Origin of the sequence: Streptomyces apricus (assembly GCF_008369065.1) — a bacterium.
Lineage (GTDB): Bacteria > Actinomycetota > Actinomycetes > Streptomycetales > Streptomycetaceae > Streptomyces > Streptomyces apricus.
Genome location: NZ_VDFC01000047.1, coordinates 186,945 through 204,119, shown reverse-complemented (window position 1 = coordinate 204,119; position 17,175 = coordinate 186,945). Strand labels below are relative to the sequence as shown.

Here is a 17,175-nt window from a genome sequence, read left to right as displayed (position 1 = left end):
ACACGGCGAGAGACAAGACCCGAGACCGGATCGTGACGAGGGGAACCGAAAGGCGGGGCCCGGAGATCGGCGGCGTGGAACGATGGGCGGCATGTCCGGTCAGGTCTGGGTGTCGCTCATCTCGCTGGGCGGCGTCGTGCTCGGTGGCGCGCTGTCCTTCCTCGTCCAGTCCACGACGCAGCGGTCGGCCGAGCGGACGGAGCGGTGGCGGCAGCAGGTCGAGCTGTCGGAGACCCGGCGCGCGGAGCGGCTCGCGCTGCTGGAGCGCTTCGTCGAGGTGGCGGCCGAGGCGGAGCGCGCGGCCTTCACCCGGCCCGGCGACTGGGACGAGGAGACCCCTTGGTTCGTCACGACCCAGGACGCCATGAACAGGCTCTGGGTCGTGGAACGGCTGATCCGCATCCAGTTCCCGCTGCCCGTGCACGACGCGGCGCGCGCGTACTTCCTCGACCTCAACCGGACCGTGTGGGAAGGCCTGCCCGAGGGCGAGAGCGTCCGGGACCGCCTGGAGGACAACCGGCTGGCCTTCCTCGACGCGGCCCGGGCGGTCATGGGATAGCCCGATGGCCCGATGGCCCGGCGGCCGCACGGGGCGGCGACCGGCGCGGGTCACGTCACGGGTGGAAACGCCACCGGCCCTCGGAGACGACGTCCACCTTGCCGTCCCTGACGCGGACGGCCGTCTCGTCGTCGAGGAAGTAGATCGGGAAGTCCGCCCGCTCGACGATGCGGTCGGCCCAGGCGTCGTCCCGCTCGGGGAAGTCCGGCGAGTACAGGTGGGGCTTGAGGTACCAGTCGAAGAGGCCGAACGGCGGCTCGACGGTGGTCGCGCCGAGCACGTGGAGGTCGGCGGCGTCCCCGATGACGTCGGCGGAGTGCTCGTCGAGGTGGCGGCTGAACATCATCGACCCGGCGCTGAACCCCACGTAGACCCGGCTCTCCAGCGCCTCCAGGAAGCCGTCGGCCAGACCGTTCCGGGTGATGCTGCGCGCGAGGTGGTAGTGGCTGCCGCCCGAGACGTAGATGACGTCGGCGTGCAGCAGCCGGTCGAGCACCAGCTGCCGGGGCAGGCCGTTCAGCTCCAGGATGTCGAACTCCCGCCAGCCGAGGCCGTGCACCCGGTTCATGTCGTCGAGGACCCACCCGTGGTCCCCGGGCTCGGCGAGCGACGCGGTGGGGACGTACGCGACGTTCGCCGACCCGAACGGCTTTCCCAGCATGTCCCGCAGCGCGTCCCGCAGCGTCTCGTTGCGCAGGCCGCTCGCGGTCAACAGAAGATTCATCGGGCGAGCCAAGCACGGCGGACGGGCGCGCGCAACGCGCCCGGGACGCACCTGCCGCCCTGGTGGCGCGGGCGTGCCTACCCCGCCTTCGAGGCCAGCTCGCACCACACGTACTTCCCGCGGTCGCCGAACCCGGCCGACGGCGTCCAGCCCCAGTGCTCCGCGCAGGCCATGACGAGCCCGAGCCCCCGTCCCTCCTCCGTGTCGACCAGGTGCTCCAGAGGCTTCGGCGGTCCCGGCGGTTCGGGGTCGGTGTCCCACGCGCCGATCCACACGGTGCCCTCCGCGGACCGGCGTACCTGGAGGGCGGCGGGTCCCTTCGTGTGCCGCACGGCGTTGGAGACCAGCTCGGCGGCGAGCAGTTCGGCCGTGTCCACGAGGGCGATGAGGCCGTGCAGGGTGAGGATCAGGCGCAGGGTGCGGCGGCAGACGGTGACGGCTCTGAGATCGTTCGGGACGAGGAGGGTGTAGTCCCAGGTTTCGGGCATGCGTCATCAACTCCGTTGCTTGGAAAGGGATTTGGACGCGCGGTGGCAATGCCGCAGCCGTCATGGCAGACGGGCGGTGCGCTTCCTGAGCGTGTTCGTTGCGTCACCGACGGTATGGGTATTCTGCTACCCATGACAAGCTGAACCTGTGATCCACCCTCAAAAGAGGAGAGCAACTCATGGTTCAGAGGCGTGAACCGACGGCACGTCAGGTGCGCCTGGGGGCCGAGCTGCGCAGGTTGCGCGAAGCGGCCGACCTGTCCGCCATCCAGGCGGCGGCGCTTCTCGGAACGAGCAGGGGGAAGATCAGCCACATCGAGTTGGGGCTCACGGGTGTGAGCGAGGAGCGGCTGCGCAGACTCGCGTCCCATTACGCCTGCACGGACGCGGAGTTCGTCGACGCGCTGGTCGAGATGGCGACGGACCGGACGCGTGGTTGGTGGGAGGAGTACCGCGGCCGGCTGCCCACGTCGTTCCTGGATCTGTCGGAACTGGAGTACCACGCCAGGTTCCTGCGCCACGTGGCGATCCTGTACGTGCCGGGGCTGCTGCAGACGGAGGAGTACTCGCGCGCCGTCTTCTCGGTCAGGATGCCCAAACTGACCACTGACGAGCTCGAAGTGCGTATCCAGCACCGGAAGGCGCGCCAGGAGTCCACCGTTCCGTACGAAGCGGTGATCCACGAGGCGGCGCTTCGGATCAGAGTCAGCGACCGCGCCACTTCCAGAGCCCAGTTCGTCCGACTCCTGGAACTCTCCGACGCGGACCACATCACCGTGCGCGTCATCCCCTTCGACCTGGACTGCTTCGCCGGAGCGTCGAGCGCGATGACGTACGTCAGCGGCCCCCTGCCGAAGCTGGACACCGTGGTGCGCGACGCGCTGCACGGTTCGACCTTCATCGATTCGGAGGCTCAGCTCAGCACCTACCGAACAAGTCTCCGTATGGTGGAAGCGGCGTCACTCGACCCTGACCGGTCGCGTGACTTCATCAACCGTCTGGCGAAAGAGCTGTGAGGCATCCCATGGACACCTGGCGGAAGTCGTCCTACTCGGGCCCGGGCGACGGCAACGAATGCGTGGAGATCGCTACCACCCCCACCCACATATCCGTCCGCGACTCCAAAACGCTCAGCCCCCGTGCAGCCGTCCCCACCTTGACCTTCCCTGCCCCGGCCTTCGCGATCTTCCTCGAAGCGTTGAAGGCCTCTGCCGCCAACTGAGCGACTGGATAACAAAGTTGTGTGGAAAGAGGCCGAGGGGAGCACGCATGGGCACCTGGCGGAAGTCCTCCTACTCCGGTGAGGGCGACGGCAATGCCTGCGTGGAGATCGCCACCGCTCCCACCCATATATCCGTCCGCGACTCCAAAATGCTCGCCCCCCGTACTGTCGTCCGCTGGTTTTTCCCGAATGGTCCTTTGGTGATGAGCCCAAAGGGCCTGTTATTACTGACAGACAAGCTCAGGCCAAGGGCCTGTTATCCATCGCGGTGATCGAAGGCCGGCGACCGGTACGCACGACGAAGGCCCCGACCTGATGGTCGGGGCCTTCGTCCATGCCTTACTTAAAGTGTCCGAGGGGGGACTTGAACCCCCACGCCCGATAAAGGGCACTAGCACCTCAAGCTAGCGCGTCTGCCATTCCGCCACCCGGACTAGGTGTCTGCCGCCTGGACGGGGGTGTTCCCCGCGGCGACATGGACAACAATACCAAGCTTTCGGAGTGGCTTTCACCTGCGTTTCCGCGCCCCGGCGGGGTACTGCACGGGGTGCCGCACGGGGCGCGGAAGGCGGTCGGCGAGGGGTGGAGGAGGAGGCGCGGCGGCGCTTACGGCATCAGGTGGTACTCCGGGAAGTTCCCCGGCAGCCGCTCCCCCGCCGGACCCTGCGTGACCGCGCGCACCAGCAGGTCCCCGCCCACGAACGCGCCCCGCCAGGACGCGCCGAAGCCGCCGAACAGCTCGTCGCGGTCACCCCGGGACCGGGGTGTGCCGTGGCCGACCTTGAAGGCCCTGATCTGCGGCGCCAGCCGGGCGTACGTGGACTCGTCGTCGGTGGAGAGGGTCGCGACCAGCGCGCCGTTCGACGCGTTCATGGCCGCGAGCAGCTCCGCCTCCGTGTCGACCAGGACGATGGTGTCGACCGGACCGAAGGGCTCCGCGTGGTGCAGCGGGGAGGACGGGGGCGGATTGAGGAGCGTGACCGGCTGGACGTACGCCGAGGTGTCCTGGCCGGGCAGGAAGCGGGCGTCGGTGAGTTTGCCGCGGTGCAGGGGGACGGCGCCGCGGTCGATCGCCTCGGCGACCTGGTCGTGCAGCTCCTTGGCCTTGGCCGCGTTGATCAGCGGCCCGAAGTCGAGCTGCGGGTACGGGTCGTCGGGGTGCTCGACCGCCAGGGGGTGGCCGACGCGCAGGGTGCGGACCGCCGGGAGGTAGGCGGCCAGGAAGTCGTCGAACAGCTCGCGCTGGACGACGAAGCGCGGATAGGCCGTGCAGCGCTGTTTGCCGTAGTCGAACAGCTTCGGGATGACGCCGCTCAGCGCGTCCCAGTCGGTGTGGTTCCAGATGCCCCAGGTGTTCAGGCCCTCCTGTTCCAGTACGTGTCGTTTGCCCAGGTCGGCAACTGCTGTCGCGACCGCGGCGCCCGTGTCGCGGCCGCCCACGAAGGAGACGCAGCCGATCTCGGGCGCGCACACGAGCGCCTGCGACAGCTCGCGTCCGCTGCCGCTGACGAGGGTGACGGGTATCCCCTCGCGGGCGGCGAGCGCGCAGGCCAGCGTGAGGCAGGAGACGCCGCCGTCGGTCGGGGTCTTGGCGATGACCGCGTTGCCTGCCAGTGCCTGTACCAGTACCGCGTGAACGAGCACGCTCATCGGGTAGTTCCAGCTCGCGATGTTGGACACGGGCCCGTCCAGCGGGGTCCGGTCCGCGATCATGGGTTCGATCCCGTCGACGTACCAGCGCACGCCGTCGATGGCACGGTCGACGTCGGCCTGCGCCAGGCGCCAGGGCTTGCCGATCTCCCAGACGAGGAGGAGGGCGAGCAGTTCGCGGTGTTCGGTGAGGGCGTCGAGGGTGGCCGCGACGCGGGCCCGGCGTTCGTCGAGGGGGACGTGCCGCCAGGCGCGGTGGTGGTCGAGGGCGGCGCGTACGGCCTGGTGGGCCGTGGCTCCGTCCAGCCGGGGCGGGCCCGCGACCGGGCTGCCGTCGACGGGGCTGGTGGCGGGCAGGGCCCGGCCGTCCGCCTGCCAGGCGGCGCCCCAGAGGTTGAGGACGCGGTCGTCCCGGAAGGCCTCGGGCGCGACGGCCCGGCAGCGCTGCCAGGCGTCGGCCCACGAGGTGTGGGACTTGAGGGTGAGGGTGGCCGGGGGTACGGCCGTGGATGTGGGTGCCATTCGGTTGCTCCGCTCTCGGTGCACAGTCGGGGGCGGTCGTTCATGGCTCGTCCCGCGTACGGGGGCGTGGACGTCATGCGCCCGCACGGGCAGACGTCGTACGCGTCCGGGAACGTCGTACGAGGACGTCGTACGGGGACGCTAGCGAGCCCGGGCGGCGTCCGTAAGTAAGGGCATGTCAACTATGAGTGACATCACGTCGCGTCCCGAGGCGGTCCAGGACCAGCCGGGCCGTCTCGGTCGGGGTGCCGCCCACCTGTACGCCCGCCGCTTCCAGGGCTTCCTTCTTGGCCCGGGCCGTGCCGGAGGATCCGGACACGATGGCGCCGGCGTGTCCCATCGTCCTGCCCTCGGGGGCGGTGAAGCCGGCGATGTAGCCCACGACGGGCTTGGTGACGTGGTCGCGGACGTACGCGGCGGCGCGTTCCTCGGCGTCGCCGCCGATCTCCCCGATGAGGACGACGAGTTCGGTGTCGGGGTCGTCCTCGAAGGCGGCGAGGCAGTCGATGTGGGTGGTGCCGACGACGGGGTCGCCGCCGATGCCGACGCAGGTGGAGAAGCCGATCTCGCGCAGTTCGTACATGAGCTGGTAGGTGAGCGTGCCGGACTTGGAGACCAGGCCGATGCGTCCTGGCTTGGTGATGTCGGCGGGGATGATGCCCGCATTGGCCTGTCCGGGGGTGATCAGGCCGGGGCAGTTGGGGCCGATGATCCGGGTGCCCCGGTCCCCGGCGTACGCGGTGAAGGCGACCGAGTCGTGGACCGGGATGCCCTCGGTGATGACGACGGCGAGGGCGACACCGGCGTCGGCGGCCTCCATGACCGCCGCCCTGGCGAAGGCGGGTGGCACGAAGACGACGCTGACGTCGGCGCCGGTCGCCTCGATGCCTTCCTGCACGGAGCCGAAGACGGGGACGGCGCGGTCGTCGAAGTCGACGCTGCGGCCCGCCTTGCGCGGGTTGACGCCGCCGACGACGTCGGTGCCCGCCGCCAGCATGCGCCGGGTGTGCTTCATGCCTTCGCCGCCCGTCATGCCCTGGACGAGGACCTTGCTCTCCTTGGTGAGGTAGATGGCCATGTCCCGCTCCTTCAGGCTGCGTCGGCTGTGTGGGCGAGGTCGGCGGCGCGGCGTGCGGCGCCGTCCATGGTGGTGACCTGGTGGACCAGGGGGTGGGCGCGCTCGTCGAGGATCGCGCGGCCGCGGGCGGCGTTGTTGCCGTCCAGGCGGACGACCAGCGGTTTGGTCAGTCGGACGGTGTCCAGGGCCTGCACGATGCCGTCGGCCACCGCGTCGCATGCGGTGATGCCGCCGAAGACGTTGACGAAGACCGACCGGACCGCCGGGTCGGAGAGGACGACGGAGAGACCGTCGGCCATGATCCGGGCGGAGGCGCCACCGCCGATGTCCAGGAAGTTGGCGGGGCGCGCGCCGCAGCCGGCGACGACGTCGAGGGTCGACATGACGAGGCCGGCGCCGTTGCCGATGATGCCGACCTCGCCGTCCAGCTTGACGTAGTTGAGGCCCTTGGCCGCTGCGGCCGCCTCCAGCGGGTCGTCGTGGACCGACTCCTGGTCGCCCCAGCGGGCCTGGCGGAAGCGGGCGTTGTCGTCGAGGGTGACCTTGCCGTCGAGGGCGAGGATCTGCCCCTGGGACGTACGGACCAGGGGGTTGACCTCGACGAGGACGGCGTCCTCGCGGACGAGGACGTCCCAGAGCCTGACCAGGACGTCGACGGTCCGCGGGGGCAGGCCGGCCGCGTCGGCGATCTCGGTGGCCTTCGCCGAGGTGACGCCCTCGGCCGGGTCGATGTGGACGCGTGCCACGGCGTCCGGCCGGGTGGCGGCGACCTCCTCGATGTCCATGCCGCCCTCGGCCGAGGCGATGGCCAGGAACCGGCCAGCCGCGCGGTCCAGTACGTAACCGACGTAGAACTCGGCGTCGATGTCCACCGGTTGGGCCAGCATCACCGTGCGGACGGTGTGTCCCTTGATGTCCATGCCGAGGATCTGGCGCGCCGTCAGCTCGGCGGCGGAGGGGTCGGCGGCGAGTTTCACGCCGCCCGCCTTGCCCCGTCCACCGGTCCTGACCTGGGCCTTGACCACGACGCGGCCGCCCAGCCTGCGGGCGATCCCGCGCGCCTCCTTGGACGAGTCGGTGACCTCCGCCCTCGGCACCGGGATGCCGTGTTCCTCGAAGAGTTCCCTTGCCTGGTGCTCGAACAGGTCCATCTCGGCTCCCTCTGAAAAGTGCCGCACGCCCCCTGGACACCACCCACCGGATGCGGGATAACAAGCTTCATACAGTATTCGTCGACTGTATGCAATGTACCGCGACGGCATCCACGAACAGTGCGCGCACCCCGTACGAGCTGCACGTATGCATTGCGCTTCAGCGCTTTTCCGCGCGCCCAATCCCCTACGAAGGGACAGGACTTCGCCATGCCCGACGACACCAGCCAGAACCTCATCTCCGGTGGGCACCTGGTCGCCAAGGCACTCAAAGCGGAGGGCGTGGAGGTCATCTACACGCTCTGCGGCGGCCACATCATCGACATCTACGACGGCTGCGTCGACGAAGGCATCGAGGTGGTCGACGTACGCCACGAGCAGGTCGCCGCCCACGCCGCCGACGGGTACGCGCGCATCACCGGCAAGCCCGGCTGCGCCGTCGTCACCGCGGGGCCCGGCACGACCGACGCCGTGACCGGTGTCGCCAACGCCTTCCGCGCGGAGTCCCCGATGCTGCTGATCGGCGGCCAGGGCGCCCACTCCCAGCACAAGATGGGGTCCCTCCAGGACCTGCCGCACGTCGACATGATGACGCCGATCACCAAGTTCGCGGCGACCGTGCCGGACACCGCGCGGGCCGCCGACATGGTGTCCATGGCGTTCCGCGAGTGCTACCACGGGGCGCCGGGCCCCTCCTTCCTGGAGATCCCGCGCGACGTCCTGGACGCCAAGGTGCCGGTGGAGAAGGCACGGGTGCCCGCGGCCGGTCACTACCGGGCCTCCACCCGCTCGGCCGGCGACCCCGAGGCGATCGAGAAGCTCGCCGACCTCCTCGTGCACGCCGAGAAGCCGGCGATCCTGCTGGGCAGCCAGGTGTGGACGACCCGCGGCACCGCGTCCGCCATCGACCTCGTGCGCAGCCTCAACATCCCCGCCTACATGAACGGCGCCGGACGCGGCACGCTGCCGCCGGGCGACCCGCACCACTTCCAGCTCTCGCGCCGGTACGCCTTCTCCCACGCCGACGTCATCGTGATCGTCGGCACCCCCTTCGACTTCCGCATGGGCTACGGCAAGCGGCTCTCCCCCGACGCGACCGTCGTGCAGATCGACCTCGACTACCGGACCGTCGGCAAGAACCGGGACATCGACCTCGGCATCGTCGGGGACGCGGGCCTCGTCCTGAAGTCGGTCGCCGAGGCCGCCTCCGGGCGCCTCAACGGCGGCGCGTCCAAGCGCAAGGAGTGGCTCGACGAACTGCGCGCCGCCGAGCAGAGCGCCATCGAGAAGCGGCTGCCGAGCCTGCGGTCCGACGCCTCGCCGATCCACCCGTACCGGCTGGTCAGCGAGATCAACGACTTCCTGACCGAGGACTCCGTCTACATCGGGGACGGCGGCGACATCGTCACCTTCTCCGGGCAGGTCGTGCAGCCCAAGTCACCCGGGCACTGGATGGACCCGGGACCGCTCGGCACGCTCGGCGTCGGCGTCCCCTTCGTGCTCGCCGCCAAGAAGGCGCGGCCCGACAAGGAGGTCGTCGCCCTCTTCGGGGACGGCGCGTTCTCCCTCACCGGCTGGGACTTCGAGACCCTCGTCCGCTACGACCTCCCCTTCGTCGGCATCGTCGGCAACAACTCCTCCATGAACCAGATCCGCTACGGCCAGGCCGCCAAGTACGGCACGGAGCGCGAGCGGGTCGGCAACACCCTCGGCGACGTCCACTACGACAAGTTCGCCCAGATGCTGGGCGGTTACGGCGAGGAGGTCCGCGACCCCGCCGACATCGGCCCGGCCCTGCGGCGCGCCCGTGAGTCGGGCAAGCCCTCGCTCATCAACGTCTGGGTCGACCCGGACGCGTACGCCCCCGGAACCATGAACCAGACGATGTACAAGTGAGGTGGAACCGTTGACGAAAGCGACCGCGAACCCGGCGTCGACCACGACGGCACCGTCCGCGCCGGCGACGGCCACGCCGACGGCGCCCAAAGCCCTCGAAGGCATCCGCGTCCTCGACATGACGCACGTCCAGTCGGGACCCTCCGCCACCCAGCTGCTCGCCTGGCTCGGCGCGGACGTCGTCAAGCTGGAGGCGCCGACCGGGGACATCACGCGCAAGCAGCTGCGCGACCTCCCGGACGTCGACTCCCTCTACTTCACGATGCTCAACTGCAACAAGCGCAGCATCACCCTCAACACCAAGACCGAGCGCGGCAAGGAGATCCTCACCGAGCTGATCCGGCACTCGGACGTCATGGTCGAGAACTTCGGGCCGGGCGCGGTCGACCGCATGGGCTTCACCTGGGACCGCATCCAGGAGATCAATCCGCGGATCGTCTATGCCTCCATCAAGGGGTTCGGGGACGGCCCGTACACCAACTTCAAGGCGTACGAGGTCGTCGCGCAGGCCATGGGCGGGTCGATGTCGACCACCGGCTTCGAGGACGGACCGCCGCTGGCGACGGGGGCCCAGATCGGTGACTCGGGCACGGGCATCCACGCCGTGGCGGGGATTCTCGCGGCGCTGTACCAGCGGGAGAACACCGGGCGCGGTCAGCGGGTCAATGTGGCCATGCAGCACGCCGTGCTCAACCTCTGCCGGGTGAAGTTGCGCGATCAGCAGCGCCTGGCCCATGGCCCGCTCCGTGAATATCCCAACGACGACTTCGGCGACGAGGTTCCCAGGTCCGGGAACGCGTCCGGCGGCGGCCAGCCCGGCTGGGCCGTCAAGTGCGCGCCGGGCGGCCCCAACGACTACGTGTACGTCATCGTGCAGCCCGTCGGCTGGAAGCCGCTCTCGGAGCTGATCGGCCGGCCCGAGCTGGCGGACGACCCCGAGTGGGCGACCCCGGAGGCGCGTCTGCCCCAGCTCACCAAGATGTTCCAGCTGATCGAGGAGTGGTCGTCCACGCTCCCCAAGTGGCAGGTGCTGGAGCAGCTGAACGCCCACAACATCCCGTGCGGCCCGATCCTGTCCACCAAGGAGATCATCGAGGACGACTCGCTGGTCGCCAACGAGATGGTGGTGACGGTGCCGCACCCCGAGCGGGGCGACTTCGTGACCGTGGGCAGCCCGCTGAAGCTCTCCGACTCCCCCGTGGACGTGACCAGTTCGCCGCTGCTCGGCGAGCACAACGAAGAGGTGTACGTCGGCGAGCTGGGGCTGGGCGACGAGGAACTGCGCCTGCTCAAGTCGAACGGGGTGATCTGAGTGATGGCCGAAGACCGGGTGCTGAAGGTGCGCGCGCTCCTCGACGCCGTACGGGCCGAGGGACGGACGGCGCTGACCGCGCCCGAGGGCAAGGTGGTCGCCGACGCGTACGCGATCGCCGTCCCCGGCGAGGAGCTGGCGACGGACGTCGACGAGGCGGTCGCGTACGCGGCGCGCTTCGGCGGTCCCGTCGTGATGAAGATCGTCTCCCCGGACATCCTGCACAAGACCGACGCGGGCGGTGTGATCGTCGGTGTGGAGGGCGCGGCGGACGTGCGCGCCGCCTTCCACCGGATCGTCGAGAACGCCCGCGCCTACGACGCGCAGGCCCGCATCGAGGGCGTACAGGTGCAGGAGCTGCTGCCCCAGGGGCAGGAGGTCATCGTCGGCGCGGTGACCGACCCGACGTTCGGGAAGGTCGTGGCGTTCGGGCTGGGCGGGGTGCTGGTCGAGGTCCTGAAGGACGTCACGTTCCGGCTGGCGCCCGTCGACGGGGACGAGGCGCTGTCGATGCTGGACTCCATCCGGGCCGCCGAGGTCCTGCGCGGTGTGCGCGGCGCGCCGGCGGTGGACCGGTGGGCGGTCGCCGAGCAGATCCGCCGGGTCTCCGAACTGGTCTCGGACTTCCCCGAGATCGCCGAGGTGGACCTCAACCCGGTGATCGCGACTGCGGAGGGCGCGACGGCCGCGGACATCCGGGTCATCCTCGCCGATTCGGTGCCGAAGCCACGCCGTAAGTACAGTCGCGAGGAGATCCTCGTCTCGATGCGGCGGCTGATGCAGCCGGCCTCGGTGGCCGTGATCGGCGCCTCCAACGAGCAGGGCAAGATCGGCAACTCGGTGATGCGCAACCTCGTCGACGGCGGTTTCTCCGGAGAGATCCATCCGGTGAACCCCAAGGCCGATGACATCCTCGGCCGCAAGGCGTACAAGAGTGTCACCGACGTTCCCGGTGAGGTGGATGTGGCGGTCTTCGCCATCCCGGCCAAGTTCGTGGCCTCGGCCCTGGAGGAGGTGGGCCGCAAGGGGATCCCCAACGCCGTCCTGATCCCCTCCGGCTTCGCGGAGACCGGCGAGCAGGAACTGCAGGACGAGATCGTGGCCGTCGGCGAGCGGTACGGCGTGCGGCTGCTGGGCCCGAACATCTACGGCTACTACTCGACGTGGCAGGACCTGTGCGCCACGTTCTGCACGCCCTACGACGTGAAGGGCGGCGTCGCCCTCACCTCGCAGTCCGGCGGCATCGGCATGGCCATCCTGGGCTTCGCGCGCACCACGAAGACAGGTGTGTCCGCGATCGTGGGGCTCGGCAACAAGTCGGACCTGGACGAGGACGACCTGCTGACCTGGTTCGGCGAGGATCCCCACACCAAGTGCATCGCGATGCACCTGGAGGACCTCAAGGACGGGCGCGCCTTCGTGGAGGCCGCGCGGGCCACCGTCCCCAAGAAGCCGGTGGTGGTCCTGAAGGCGGGCCGCACGGCGGCCGGGGCGAAGGCCGCCGGGTCGCACACGGGCGCGCTCGCGGGCGACGACGCCGTGTACGACGACGTCCTGAAGCAGGCCGGTGTCATCAGGGCGCCCGGGCTGAACGAGATGCTGGAGTACGCGCGCGCGTTGCCGGTGCTGCCCACTCCTCAGGGCGACAACATCGTGATCATCACGGGCGCGGGCGGCAGCGGCGTGCTGCTGTCCGACGCGGTGACCGACAACGGGCTCTCCCTGATGGAGATCCCGCCGGACCTGGACGCGTCCTTCAGGGCGTTCATCCCGCCCTTCGGGGCCGCGGGCAACCCGGTGGACATCACGGGCGGCGAACCCCCGTCGACGTACGAGGCGACGATCCGCCTGGGTCTGGAGGACCCGCGCATCCATGCGCTGGTCCTCGGCTACTGGCACACCATCGTGACCCCTCCCATGGTCTTCGCCGAGCTCACCGCGCGCGTGGTGGCCGAATTCCGGGAGCGCGGGATCGAGAAGCCCGTCGTGGCGTCGCTGGCCGGCGACGTCGAGGTCGAGGAGGCCTGCCAGTACCTCTTCGAGCACGGGGTCGTGGCCTACCCGTACACGACCGAGAAGCCGGTGGCGGTGCTCGGCGCGAAGTACCGGTGGGCCCGGGCGGCCGGGCTGTTGGGGGGCGGTTCATGACGTGACCCGGTGCGGGGGCGGGCCGACGGTGCGCGTCGGCCCGCCCCGGGACCCGTGCGCACACGAAAGGCATTGGACAGGGGGCGCTGGCCAGATCTTTCGACGCAAGGGGTGCTACGCGACATGACGACCACCGACATCACGACATCCGTCCCCTACCGGGAGGTGAGGGACCGCAACGGCCGCCTGTACCGGATCGGCGAGACCGACCGGGACATCATGGGGCGACCACGCTGGACCATGGTGCTCTTCCCCTGGATGGGCATGCTCGGCATCAGCTCCTCGGAGTACGCCTTCACGTCCGCCGAGGACACCCTGCACGAGGCCCACCTCTGGAACAGTGGGCACATCTTCTGGCTGATGGGCGTCTGGATCTTCTTCCAGGCGGCCGTGGCCTTCCCGGCCGGCCAGCTGCGCGAGAGCGGGAAACTGCCCGCGCGGTACGCCATGATGCTCGGCGCCACCGGCACGCTCCTGGGCTACCTCTCGCTGGCGTTCGCGCCGCACGTGATCGTCGCGTACATCGGCTTCGGCATGTTCAGCGGCATCGGCGCCGGCCTCGTCTACGCGACCTGCGTGAACATGGTCGGCAAGTGGTACCCGGAGCGCAAGGGCGGCAAGACCGGCATGGTCAACGGCGGTTTCGCCTACGGCTCCGTGCCCTTCGTGTTCCTGTTCACCTCGTACATGGATCTGTCCAACTACGAGTCGGTGCTGGTCCTCGTCGGCGTGATCTGCTGCACGGTCGTCGCGTCCGCCGGCTGGTTCTTCAAGGACCCGCCGAAGAACTGGTGGCCCGCGCACGTCGACCCGCTGAAGACCTCGACCGACCCCCGGGTGGTGCGGGCGCTGGCGAAGAACCCGCCGGCGGTCAAGCAGTACACACCGCGCGAGGCGGCCAGGACGCCCGTGCTGTGGATGATGTGGTTCTGTCTGCTGTGCACGGCCGGCATCAACATCTTCGGCATCGCCATGCAGGTCCCCTTCGGGAAGGAGATGGGGTTCGCGGGCGGCATCGTGGCCACCGCCATGTCGCTCAAGGCCATCGTGAACGGCACCGGACGGGGTGTCATCGGCTGGATCTCGGACCGCTACGGCCGCCGCAACACCCTCGTCATCGTCTGTGTCGTCCTCGGCTGCTCGCAGTTCGGGGTGTTCTTCTCCGGGAACGTGGGCTCGATGCCGTTCTTCCTGGTCTGCTCGATGATCTCCGGCTTCGGCGGCGGCGCGATCTTCCCGCTGTTCGCGGCCATGACGGCGGACTACTTCGGTGAGAACAACAACGCCTCCAACTACGGCATGGTCTACAGCTCCAAGCTCATCTCGGGTCTCGTCGGCTCCGGTGTGGGAGCCGTCGTGGTGAGCGCCTGGGGCTACGGGGGTGCCTTCGCGCTGGCCGGCAGCATCGGCCTGGGCTCCGCGGTCCTGGCGCTCTTCCTGCGCGCGCCCGGCCGGCCGCACCCCAAGCGCGTCGTGCCGAACCCGCACCCGATCGGCGAGGAGATGGCCTGACAGCCCGTAGGCCCCGCCGCAGGCTCCGTCCCCCTTCTGTCCGCCGCGTTCGTCCGTTCGTCCCCGACGTCCTGCGAGAACCCCCGCGATCCGCTTCCGGTTCCGGTTCCGGTTCCCGAGAACGACGGCGGTCCTCCCCACGGCAGTGCGMGGGGAGGACCGCCTGTCGTGCGTCCGGGCGTCCGGGCGTCCGGGCTCAGCGGCGCTTCGAGCGCAGGGCCGCCAGGTTGTCGTAGCTGATCTTGGCCTCGCGCAGCGACTGCGCGGGGTCGGTGGCGCTGGGCGAGTTGTCGTCCTCGATCATCGGGTTGTGGTAGTTCCGCTCGCCGACGCGGGAGAAGAACGTCCGGTAGTCGATGACGCCGGTGCCGAAGGGCACCATGTCGTAGCCCATGCCGTTGGTGGTGCTCACGACGCCGTCCTTGGCGTGGAACAGCGGGTAGCGCTTGTTGTTACGGACGACGAGCCCGGCCGGGTCGAAGACCTGCTTGCGGGTGGAGCCGTCGAGGGCGGTGTAGGTGTGGAACTTGTACTGGGCCACGTGCGCCCAGAAGATGTCCATCTCCAGCCAGACCAGCTTCGGGTCGGTGACCTTCAGGAAGTACTCCAGCTTGCGGATGCCGGAGCTGCGGGTGGGCCGGCCCTGGTCGTCCAGCGGGCCGCCGTCGAGCAGGAAGCCGTACGCCGCGTCGTGGTTGTGGGTGTACAGCTTGATGCCCTCGCGGCGGGCGATCGCGCCCAGCGCGTTCCACTTGTCGGCCGCCACGTCCCAGTCGGCCCGGTAGGAGCTGCCGGTGGGGTCGCCGCCGGTGCCCATGTGGTCCATGCCGAGGATGTTGGCGATCTCCAGGTGCTTCTTGAAGGTGTCCAGGTCGGCGCTGGTCAGCGGCCAGGAGGGCGGTATGAAGCCGTGGTTGCCCTGGGCGCGCAGTCCGTAGTCGTCGAGCCAGGAGCGCAGCAGCCTGGCGCCCTGCACGGACTCCAGGCTCGCGCCGCCGGGCGCGTTGGCGTGCTGGTTGTAGCCGGCGAACTCCACCTGGCGGTAGCCGTGGCGGGCCAGCTGCTTGAAGACCTCGCGGAAGCCGGAGGGCAGGTCGGAGGCGAGCGGGTCGCGGGCCGTGGCGTCGCGGACGGTGTAGAGGATGATGCCGCGCCGGTGCGGCGGAACGAGGACGTGACCGCCCTTGCCGTGGTCGTGGTCATGGCCGTGGCCGTGGTCTCTGCCGCGGTCCTGGGCCAGGGCGGGCGCGGCGCCCAGCACCGGGGCGGCGATCGCGCCCGCGGCGACGGCGGTGCAGGTGCTGAGGAAGCGGCGGCGGTCGACGCCGAGGGTGCGACGCAGGGCGTCGCCGGTTCCGGATTCGTCGTTGAACGCGGTCACGGTGTCTCTCTTTCGGATAGGTGTACGAGCGGGTGCGGCGGGCGGCCGAGCGGTGCGGCAGGGGTCCGGCTGTCGGTCGTACGGGGTTTTCCACAGGCCGGGCGCACTGTCGGTGCCGTGTGTTTCACTTTTCGTGATCGCCCGTCCGGACGGTCCCGGGTGCTGTCACCCGAGGCCGGCCAGGTCGAGCAGCAGGGATTTCACATCGGTGGCCGCGACGCGGTCGCCGACTGCGCGGGGGGTGGAGCAGATGATGAGCGGACCTTCGTCGTCGCTCAGGGGGAGGCGGCCGTGGCTGCCCCGGATAGGTGAGGGATCGAGGGGCACGACCGCCATGCGGTAGCGCATGCCGAGCTTCTTGCGGGCCAGCGCGCCCGCGGCCTTGACCTTGACGTACGGGTCGAGCGGGTCCATGAAGAGTTCGACCGGGTCGTAGCCGGGTTTGCGGTGGATCTCGACGAGCTGCGCGAAGTCGGGCGCGCGGGCGTCGTCGAGCCAGTAGTAGTACGTGAACCAGGCGTCGGGCTCCGCGACGGCGACGAGTTCGCCGGAGCGCGGGTGGTCGAGGTGATGGGTCTTCTTGCCCTCGTCGTCGAGGAGTTGCTCGATGCCGGGCAGGTCGGCGAGCGCCGCCTTGGTGGCCTCCAGGTCCTCGGGGCGGCGGACGTAGACGTGGGCGATCTGGTGGTCGGCGACGGCGAAGGCCCGTGAGGCCATCGGGTCGAGGTACTCCATGCCGTCCTGCGTGTGCACTTCGAGGAGTCCGGCGCGGCGCAGTGCGCGGTTGATGTCGACGGGCCGGTCCGCGCGGGTGATGCCGTACTCGGACAGGGCGACGACGGTACGGCCTTCTGCGCGGGCGTCGTCGAGGAGGGGGGCCATGGCCCTGTCCAGGTCGGCGGCCGCCTTCAGGGAGCGCGGGTCGTCGGGGCCGAAGCGCTGCAGGTCGTAGTCGAGGTGAGGGAGGTAGCACAGGGCCAGGTCCGGGCGGCGGGTGGCGATGACGTGCCGGGTGGCGTCGATGATCCACTGGCTGGAGACGAGGTCGGCGCCGGGGCCCCAGAAGTGGAAGAGCGGGAACGTGCCGAATTTCTTGGTGAGTTCGTCGTGCAGGGCCGGGGGCCGGGTGTAGCAGTCGGGTTCCTTGCGGCCGTCGGCGTAGTAGACGGGACGGGGGGTGACGGTGTAGTCGGTGTCGGCGCCCATGGCGTACCACCAGCAGATGTTGGCGACCGTGTAGCCGGGGTGGGCACGCCGGGCGGCGTCCCAGAGCTTGTCCCCGGACACCAGGCCGTTGTGCTGGCGCCACAGGAGGACGTCACCGAGGTCGCGGAAGTACCAGCCGTTGCCGACGATGCCGTGCTCGGAGGGGTGGGTGCCGGTGAGGAAGGTGGACTGGGCCGCGCAGGTGACGGCGGGCAGGACGGTCCCGAGGGGGGCCCGCGAGCCCGACTGGGCGAGCGACTTGAGGTGCGGCATGTGGTCGAGGAGACGGGGGGTGAGGCCGACGACGTCCAGGACGAGGAGAGGGG

Annotated in this window: 15 protein-coding genes and 1 tRNA gene; 8 read left to right on the top strand and 8 right to left on the bottom strand. The window is 69.9% G+C overall.

Annotated elements, in window-relative coordinates:
• Nucleotides 1–82: 82 nt before the first annotated feature.
• Entirely contained in the window at nt 83–559 is a 477-nt protein-coding gene (locus tag FGF04_RS27320) for a hypothetical protein (protein ID WP_149514008.1), read from the top strand.
• Nucleotides 560–614: 55 nt separating this feature from the next.
• Here FGF04_RS27320 and FGF04_RS27315 read toward each other — a convergent pair whose 3' ends face one another.
• Both FGF04_RS27315 and FGF04_RS27310 read right to left on the bottom strand, forming a co-directional pair.
• Nucleotides 615–1,283 carry a Type 1 glutamine amidotransferase-like domain-containing protein gene (locus tag FGF04_RS27315; RefSeq protein WP_149514007.1) on the bottom strand — a complete coding sequence of 223 codons (669 nt, stop codon included), beginning with the start codon at nt 1,281–1,283 and terminating at the stop codon, nt 615–617.
• 77 nt (nt 1,284–1,360) lie between these two features.
• Nucleotides 1,361–1,771, bottom strand: a complete 411-nt coding sequence (locus FGF04_RS27310; protein WP_149514006.1) for an ATP-binding protein — start codon at nt 1,769–1,771, stop codon at nt 1,361–1,363.
• 179 nt (nt 1,772–1,950) lie between these two features.
• Between FGF04_RS27310 and FGF04_RS27305 the strand changes: the two genes are divergently transcribed.
• Genes FGF04_RS27305 through FGF04_RS42130 form a run of 3 tightly spaced genes read left to right on the top strand, consistent with a single transcriptional unit; the run spans nt 1,951 to nt 3,265 of the window.
• Nucleotides 1,951–2,787: a helix-turn-helix domain-containing protein gene (locus FGF04_RS27305; RefSeq protein ID WP_149514005.1), complete on the top strand. Its 837-nt coding sequence runs from the start codon at nt 1,951–1,953 to the stop codon at nt 2,785–2,787.
• 8 nt (nt 2,788–2,795) lie between these two features.
• On the top strand, nt 2,796–2,993 hold the full coding sequence (locus FGF04_RS27300; RefSeq protein WP_149514392.1) for a DUF397 domain-containing protein: 198 nt from the start codon (nt 2,796–2,798) through the stop codon (nt 2,991–2,993).
• Nucleotides 2,994–3,040: 47 nt separating this feature from the next.
• On the top strand, nt 3,041–3,265 hold the full coding sequence (locus tag FGF04_RS42130; protein ID WP_408055672.1) for a DUF397 domain-containing protein: 225 nt from the start codon (nt 3,041–3,043) through the stop codon (nt 3,263–3,265).
• Nucleotides 3,266–3,342: 77 nt separating this feature from the next.
• Here the strand turns inward: FGF04_RS42130 and FGF04_RS27290 are convergent.
• From FGF04_RS27290 to sucC, 4 genes are all read right to left on the bottom strand, one after another.
• Nucleotides 3,343–3,427 (bottom strand) — tRNA-Leu (locus FGF04_RS27290).
• A 172-nt stretch (nt 3,428–3,599) separates the two neighbouring features.
• Nucleotides 3,600–5,165, bottom strand: coding sequence for an aldehyde dehydrogenase family protein (locus FGF04_RS27285; protein WP_149514004.1), 1,566 nt, complete (start codon nt 5,163–5,165; stop codon nt 3,600–3,602).
• 178 nt (nt 5,166–5,343) lie between these two features.
• Nucleotides 5,344–6,243 (bottom strand): succinate--CoA ligase subunit alpha, encoded by a 900-nt coding sequence (gene sucD, locus FGF04_RS27280; RefSeq protein ID WP_149514003.1) that lies wholly within the window; start codon nt 6,241–6,243, stop codon nt 5,344–5,346.
• An 11-nt stretch (nt 6,244–6,254) separates the two neighbouring features.
• On the bottom strand, nt 6,255–7,394 hold the full coding sequence (sucC, locus tag FGF04_RS27275; RefSeq protein ID WP_149514002.1) for an ADP-forming succinate--CoA ligase subunit beta: 1,140 nt from the start codon (nt 7,392–7,394) through the stop codon (nt 6,255–6,257).
• 210 nt (nt 7,395–7,604) lie between these two features.
• Here sucC and FGF04_RS27270 point away from each other — a divergent pair, with 210 nt between their 5' ends.
• The 4 genes from FGF04_RS27270 to FGF04_RS27255 all read left to right on the top strand — a co-directional run bounded on the left by FGF04_RS27270 (nt 7,605) and on the right by FGF04_RS27255 (nt 14,262).
• On the top strand, nt 7,605–9,290 hold the full coding sequence (locus tag FGF04_RS27270; RefSeq protein WP_149514001.1) for a thiamine pyrophosphate-binding protein: 1,686 nt from the start codon (nt 7,605–7,607) through the stop codon (nt 9,288–9,290).
• Between the two features lie 10 nt (nt 9,291–9,300).
• Complete coding sequence (frc, locus tag FGF04_RS27265; protein ID WP_268893789.1) at nt 9,301–10,602, top strand: formyl-CoA transferase; 1,302 nt, start codon at nt 9,301–9,303, stop codon at nt 10,600–10,602.
• Nucleotides 10,603–10,605: 3 nt separating this feature from the next.
• A complete protein-coding gene (locus FGF04_RS27260) occupies nt 10,606–12,750 on the top strand; it encodes an acetate--CoA ligase family protein (protein WP_149514000.1) in 2,145 nt (714 codons plus the stop codon).
• Between the two features lie 123 nt (nt 12,751–12,873).
• Nucleotides 12,874–14,262, top strand: coding sequence for an OFA family MFS transporter (locus tag FGF04_RS27255; RefSeq protein ID WP_149513999.1), 1,389 nt, complete (start codon nt 12,874–12,876; stop codon nt 14,260–14,262).
• 196 nt (nt 14,263–14,458) lie between these two features.
• Here the strand turns inward: FGF04_RS27255 and FGF04_RS27250 are convergent, their stop codons facing one another.
• Both FGF04_RS27250 and FGF04_RS27245 read right to left on the bottom strand, forming a co-directional pair.
• Nucleotides 14,459–15,643, bottom strand: a complete 1,185-nt coding sequence (locus FGF04_RS27250; RefSeq protein WP_149513998.1) for a sugar phosphate isomerase/epimerase family protein — start codon at nt 15,641–15,643, stop codon at nt 14,459–14,461.
• A 165-nt stretch (nt 15,644–15,808) separates the two neighbouring features.
• Nucleotides 15,809–17,175: nucleotide pyrophosphatase/phosphodiesterase family protein (locus FGF04_RS27245; RefSeq protein ID WP_149514390.1), on the bottom strand; the 1,367-nt coding region annotated here is incomplete at its 5' end.